This is a genomic window from Luteitalea sp. (genome assembly GCF_044337415.1).
GTDB lineage: Bacteria > Acidobacteriota > Vicinamibacteria > Vicinamibacterales > Vicinamibacteraceae > Luteitalea.
Genome location: NZ_JBIINP010000234.1, coordinates 1 through 5,772, shown reverse-complemented (window position 1 = coordinate 5,772; position 5,772 = coordinate 1). Strand labels below are relative to the sequence as shown.

Here is a 5,772-nt window from a genome sequence, read left to right as displayed (position 1 = left end):
CTGCACCTGCTCAGTCTCGAAGGCACGCGGGCGCCCGGGCTCGACCTGTCGGAGCCGCTGGCGGGCCAGCCCGCGGCGCGCGCCGCGCTCACGGGCCGGGTTACCCTGCTCTTTTTCTGGGCGCACTGGTGTTCCGACTGCAAGGCGCAGGAACCCGTGATTGGCAAGGTGCTGCAGAAGTACGGCGGTCAGGGGCTGGCGGTGATCGCGCCCACCCAGCGGTTCGGGTATGTCGCCGGCGGGCGCGATGCCGGTGCCGCGGAAGAGACGACCTACATCGGCATGGTCCGACGGAACGCGTATCCGTCGCTGGCGCAGGTCCCGGTCCCGCTGGCCGAGGCCAACCATCGACGCTACGGCGTGAGCACGACCCCCACACTGGTGCTCGTGGACCGGCAGGGCCTCGTCAGGATGTATCACCCGGGAGGCATGACCGAGAAGGAACTCGACGCCGCGGTGCGCCAGGTGCTCGACCGACCGTGATGGTGCGACAGCGCACGGGCTGCGGGTGAACGTCGGGTTCTGATCCGCTCCCGCTCTCCACGGGGGCCACACACGATTCAGACAGATGGCGTCTGAGGTTGCACGCCAGGCCGCGCATGCAGGACCTGCTTCCTTATGGGCTTCGCCGCGTTCTCGAACAGCGTGTGCAGGGCGTCGAAGTCGTTGGCTCGGAGGGCCGCGAGTGCCGGGAGCCGCGTGATGTCGGCCGGCACCTGCCTGGCGTCGGGTCCCACCAGTTCGTCGGCCTTCTGCTGCTGCCACAGCGTCAGGTAGCCGTCTCGCCACTCGTCGATCACACGCGCGAGCGGGGCGTCCAGCGCATGAATCGCGTTGGCGATCGCCTCTACCTCGTCGAGCGCATGCATGCCGGCGATGATGTCGTTGTCGAGCTGCCGGAGGGCCAGTCGGTGGTCGATGATCAGGCGGATCTGTGCACCGTAGGACCTGACGGAGCGGTGGGCGTCGATGATCGCGAGGCACTTCCTGACGTTCCAGTAGCGGTCCGTCAGCGACGCCAGGGCCGCGAGACGCCGCCCATGAGCCGCGCTGGCCTGTGCCTCCCGTCGTTCCAGCGCCGCGCGCTCCCGTTCACGCGCCGCCACGTACCGGTCCACGACGGTGCGCGCGAGCATGGCCGCAACACCCACGAACAGCAGGTTGAGCGCCGTCTTGGCCACCTCGAGATACAACAGGTCGAGGCGACCAGCGAGTTGGCTGTGGGCAAGACCCAGCAGCGCGAGCGATACCAGACCGCACACGGCCACCGTCATCACCAGTGGCCATCTCGATACGTGTGGCTCTTCCATCGCCCCCTCCCGGAATGACGCCACCGCGCGATCACTCGCTGACACGGCTGGCCGAGGTCGCCTGAGTGACTGAAGGGTACTACCGGTGTGCTGCGCCTGGCCGACGGCGGGGATGCACGGCACGCGCGATCGGCCGCCAGGCACCGATAGAATGCCCGGGTGGACTACGTGTTCGAGCGTGCCGACAGCACGGGGGCCGGGTTCAGGACCCACGACGACGACAGGCTGATGAAGGCCCTGCCCTTCGCGGCGGCCGCCGTGCTGCTCTTGGTCTTCGCGGTGCAGACGGTGTGGACCGGCGAGGCCACGGACCGGCTCGCGGCGGTCGTGCTGTTCGCGCTGGCCCTCGGTACGGCGGGCGGCGGACTGTGGATGTGGCGGCGCCCGGGCCCACCGCCGGTGTTGCGGTTCGACAACGTGTCGCGGACGCTGCGGTTCGAGGACGCCCGCGGCATGCTCGTGAGCGGGGTGCCCTACGCGGACGTCGGCCCCTTCGAAGCCGGGAAGTACTCGTCGACGTCCAACGGCACCTCATACACCACGTACACGATCGGCGTCACGCTGCCCGATGGCCGGCGCCTGCGCCTGTGTCGCGACACGGAAGCGGTGCGCGACGAGCAGTTGGCACAACTGCGCCGCTGCGTGACGCTCCCCCACGCCGAGTCCGAGCAGGGCGCTGAGAAACTCCGCCCTGGCGTTCAGAATTCAGAGTTCTGAAACGGAGAGGGCGGCGATCCTCAAGGGAATCGCCAGTTCCTCCATGCCGAATTCTGAACTCCGCATTCAGGTTGCTGGCTTTTTCAGCAACCGGCTAGAGGTCGGCCATGGCCCCCGGTGCCGTCGCCTCAGGCGCGAGGCGGCGCTGGACGCGGTGCTCGTGCTCACGGCAGATGCGCTGGGTCGTGGCCAGGCTGGTGCCCACGTGCGCCGCAATCTGCCGCAGCGTCCACGTCGGATGCTGCGTCGCGGCCGCCACCACGGCCGCGACGACGGATGGCGTGCGCCCGGGGCGGCGTCCACGGCCGGGACGCTCGTGCAGCAGCGAGTCTGGGCCCTCGCGCAGGAGCCGATCGTGCCAACGACGCACCGTCTCGCGCGCGACGCCGAACTCCCGCGCCACCACGGCGATCGGTTCGCCGCCGAGCACCCGCAACAGGAAACGGCTCCGCATCATGAGCCGATGCGGGAGATGCCCCGCCCGGGCCCAGCGTTCGAGTTGGTCACGGACATCGCCCGCACGCGTGGGGCCTGCCTGCCCCGCCGCTTCCTGAGACCTGCGGATGCCGCGTCGTGCTGCCGATTCGGCCCTGGCCGAGGTGTTGTTCCTGGAAGGGGACATTTGTCTCCTGGGGGTCCCCACGTTCGACAGGGCCCTCTGAAGACAAAAGCGAGAGACGCGGCTGGAAGGGGCCACGCCCCGTGTCAGTCGGGGGGGCCGACCGTCGCGAGCTCGCGCTTCAGCCAGGCGCGGGCCATCTGCCAGTCACGCTTGACGGTGCGGGCCGACGCCCCGATCAGCGCCGCCGTCTCCTCGACGGTAAGGCCGCCGAAGAACCGGAGTTCGACGATGCGCGCCTGTCGCTCGTCGAGCGCGGCGAGGCGTTCCAGGGCTTGATCGAGGACGACGAGATCCACGTCGGACCCGGGCATCTGGGCCACGTCCACGCCCTCGAGCGGGATCCGCACGAGGGCGTGACCGCGCTTCAGGGCGCCCCGGCCCCGGGCGTGGTCGACCAGGACCTGCCGCATCACCCGCGCCGCGATGGCCACGAAATGGCCCCGGTCGCGCCAGGGGACCTCGGTGGCCCCCGCCAGGCGCAAGAAGGCCTCGTGCACGAGCGCCGTCGGCTGCAGGGTGTGATCGGCCCGCTCCCGACGCAGCGCTGCCGACGCCACGCGGCGCAGTTCGTCGTAGACCAGCGGCACCAGCGCCGCGGCGGCCGCCTCGTCGCCGGCCGCCGAGTCGGCGATCAACCGCGACACGCTGTCGTCGCGCGTCATGGCGAGACCGCCTCCCCGCGACACCCGGCGAGGCGGGCCGCAAACCTCGCCTCGTCCTCGGGCGCGCACCCGGCCGCCCCAGGTGTGCTGGCCCACCGGGTGCGTTCGGTCCAGACTGCGCATGCCGCGCGCGTGGGTTGCCCCTGACCGAGCACGTCCCCCAGGCGACCGCTCACGCGCAACGCATCGCAGGTCGCCTGCGCATTCTGCGCATCGCGACCGGCAAGGCCCCGGTGCGCCACCAGCGCCTCTCGCAGCGGCGCGATGGCGTCCGCGCGCTGGCCGGCATCGACGAGCGCGTCGGCGAGGTGCTCCTGCGCAATCGCCACGCTCCGGGCGGCGTTGGCGTTGCCCGGGTCGATGCGCGCGAGGCGCACGAAGCGATCGAGGGCGCCCCGATAGGCCTGGACGGCGGCCGCGTGGTGCCCGCGGCTGCGCTCGACGTTGGCGAGCTTCTCGTAGGCGATGGCGAGGTCGCGCTGGACGTCGACGTGCAGCGGCGCCCGCGTCGCGAGGGCCTCGCGGATGACGAACGACTCGCGATAGGCGTCGGCGGCCTCGGTCCAGCGCGCCGCCTGCTGGTGCATGGTGCCGAGCCGTTCGAACGCGATGCCGACGTAGCGCTGCACGCGTGGGTCGAGCGGATGGGCCGACGCCAGGGGCGCCAGCGCTCCGCGGGCTTCGACGAAGCGAGCCAGGGCCTCGTCGCGTCGCCCGAGGTTCGGCAGGTTGGGGTTGCCCAGGAGGTCGCCCAGCTTGATGAGCGCCACGGCGCGCTGCAGGCGGTCCTCGTCGGTCGCACCCGCACGCGCCGCCACCGCGACGAACTCCCGCGCGGATTGTTCCGCATGCGTGAGCGCGTCGCCGGGCTCCCCCATCCACGCCAGCACATCGGCGAGCCGTCGTCGGGCGAGGGCGAGCGTGCGCGCCGCGTCGAGGTCGTCTGGGTTGGCCGATGTCAGGCCGGTCCCGATGCCGATGGCGCGCAGGTAGCTGGCACGCGCGCCTGCTGTGTCACCCAGATTAGGGCTGGTGGGGTGTCCCTGCGCATCGCCCACCTTCACGAACCCGGCGGCCAGTTCCCGTTGCAGAGACGGGTCGGGCGCGGCGTCGCCAGCCAGGCGTTCGAGGTAGGTCAATCCGGTCTTGACCATCAGGGCGCGCGCCGCGGTCGTGCCCGGCACGTTCACGATGGCCTCGTCGACGTCGAACATGAACGTGCGCGTGAGCGCGCGCAGGTCGTCGAAGCGCCGTTCCGCCCGCGCGCGGGCCTCGGCCGCGACCGCCGACTGCCGGACGATGACGGCAACGGCCGCAGCGCTGGCCACCAGTGCTGCGCAGGTGATGACGACCCCGACGGTGTGCCGCGTCGCGAAGCGTGCCGCCACGTACCGCAGGGTCCGCGGCCGCGCCGCGACCGGTTCCCGGCGCCGATGCCGCTCGAGGTCCTGCATGAGCTGCGCCACCGTGGGGTAGCGGTCGGCGGGCGCAGGCGCGAGGGCCCGTTCGAGAATCGCATCGAGGTCGCCGACGAGGGCCCGGCCGAGGCGGGCCGGCGTGGTCTGTCGGCAGGCGGCACGTGCCGCGGCATCGCCGGAGACGACTCGACGGCTCGGTGGCAGCGTCCGCGTCCCCGATGGCATGTGCTCGGGGACGACCGCCGGTCCGATGGCGGGCGTGAGGCCCGTGAGCAGGACGTGCAGGAGCACGCCCAGCGAGTACACGTCCGAGGCCGTGGTGACCATCCCGCGCGCACGTTGCTCGGGACTGGCGTACTCGGGCGTCAGCGCCCAGGTGGACGGGACTTCGGGGTCGTCGTCGGTCGGCGCCGACAGCAGCTTGGCGACACCGAAATCGAGCAGCTTCGGCTGTCCGTCGGCCTGCACGAGGATGTTGGCCGGCTTGATGTCCCTGTGGACGACCAGGTTCTCGTGCGCCGACTGCACGCCCGCACAGATGTCGAGGAACAGCGCGATGCGCGCGTCGACGTCCAGGCACCGCGCGTCGCAATACCGGTCCACGGGCTCTCCGCGGACCAGTTCCATGACGTAGTAGGGATGGCCGTCTGGCGTGGTGCCGCCATCGAGCAGGCGCGCGATCGCGGGATGGTCGAGGCGCGCGAGCGTCTCGCGCTCGAGGCGGAAGCGCTCGGTCAACGCCGGCGATGGCGTCGTCCCGATGACCTTGAGCGCGACCTCGCGTTCGAACGCCGCATCGGCGCGCACGGCGCGGTAGACCAGCCCCATGCCGCCGCGCCCGAGTTCCCCCGTGATGCGCCAGGGGCCGAGCGACTGCCCCTGCAGGTCGGGACGTGCCGGGGCCTCCCATGCGGCCGCGGCCGGGCGCTCGAGGAAGTCGCTGGCCGTGGCGTGGTGTGCCAGCAGCGAGCGCACTTCCTCGCGCACGTCTTCATCGGCCACGGTCGCGAGCAACGCGTCCTGACCGACCGGATCACGGTCCA

At 71.5% G+C, this 5,772-nt stretch carries 6 protein-coding genes; 2 read left to right on the top strand and 4 right to left on the bottom strand.

Annotated elements, in window-relative coordinates; genetic code table 11:
• Positions 1 to 483 (top strand): TlpA family protein disulfide reductase (locus tag ACIRDX_RS19800; RefSeq protein WP_396627164.1); only part of this gene is annotated, 483 nt, incomplete at its 5' end.
• 77 nt (positions 484 to 560) lie between these two features.
• Here the strand turns inward: ACIRDX_RS19800 and ACIRDX_RS19795 are convergent.
• Positions 561 to 1,310 carry a hypothetical protein gene (locus ACIRDX_RS19795; RefSeq protein ID WP_396627163.1) on the bottom strand — a complete coding sequence of 250 codons (750 nt, stop codon included), beginning with the start codon at positions 1,308 to 1,310 and terminating at the stop codon, positions 561 to 563.
• 159 nt (positions 1,311 to 1,469) lie between these two features.
• Here ACIRDX_RS19795 and ACIRDX_RS19790 point away from each other — a divergent pair, with 159 nt between their 5' ends.
• The gene (locus ACIRDX_RS19790; RefSeq protein WP_396627162.1) at positions 1,470 to 2,027 is read left to right on the top strand and encodes a hypothetical protein; all 558 of its coding nucleotides are present in this window, start codon (positions 1,470 to 1,472) and stop codon (positions 2,025 to 2,027) included.
• 94 nt (positions 2,028 to 2,121) lie between these two features.
• On the opposite strand, the gene ACIRDX_RS19785 is transcribed toward ACIRDX_RS19790, so the two are convergent.
• From ACIRDX_RS19785 to ACIRDX_RS19775, 3 genes are all read right to left on the bottom strand, one after another.
• Positions 2,122 to 2,484 carry a helix-turn-helix domain-containing protein gene (locus tag ACIRDX_RS19785; protein ID WP_396627161.1) on the bottom strand — a complete coding sequence of 121 codons (363 nt, stop codon included), beginning with the start codon at positions 2,482 to 2,484 and terminating at the stop codon, positions 2,122 to 2,124.
• A 248-nt stretch (positions 2,485 to 2,732) separates the two neighbouring features.
• On the bottom strand, positions 2,733 to 3,311 hold the full coding sequence (locus tag ACIRDX_RS19780; RefSeq protein WP_396627160.1) for a sigma-70 family RNA polymerase sigma factor: 579 nt from the start codon (positions 3,309 to 3,311) through the stop codon (positions 2,733 to 2,735).
• Positions 3,308 to 5,772 (bottom strand): protein kinase (locus tag ACIRDX_RS19775; RefSeq protein ID WP_396627159.1); only part of this gene is annotated, 2,465 nt, incomplete at its 5' end. The genes ACIRDX_RS19780 and ACIRDX_RS19775, both read right to left, overlap by 4 nt.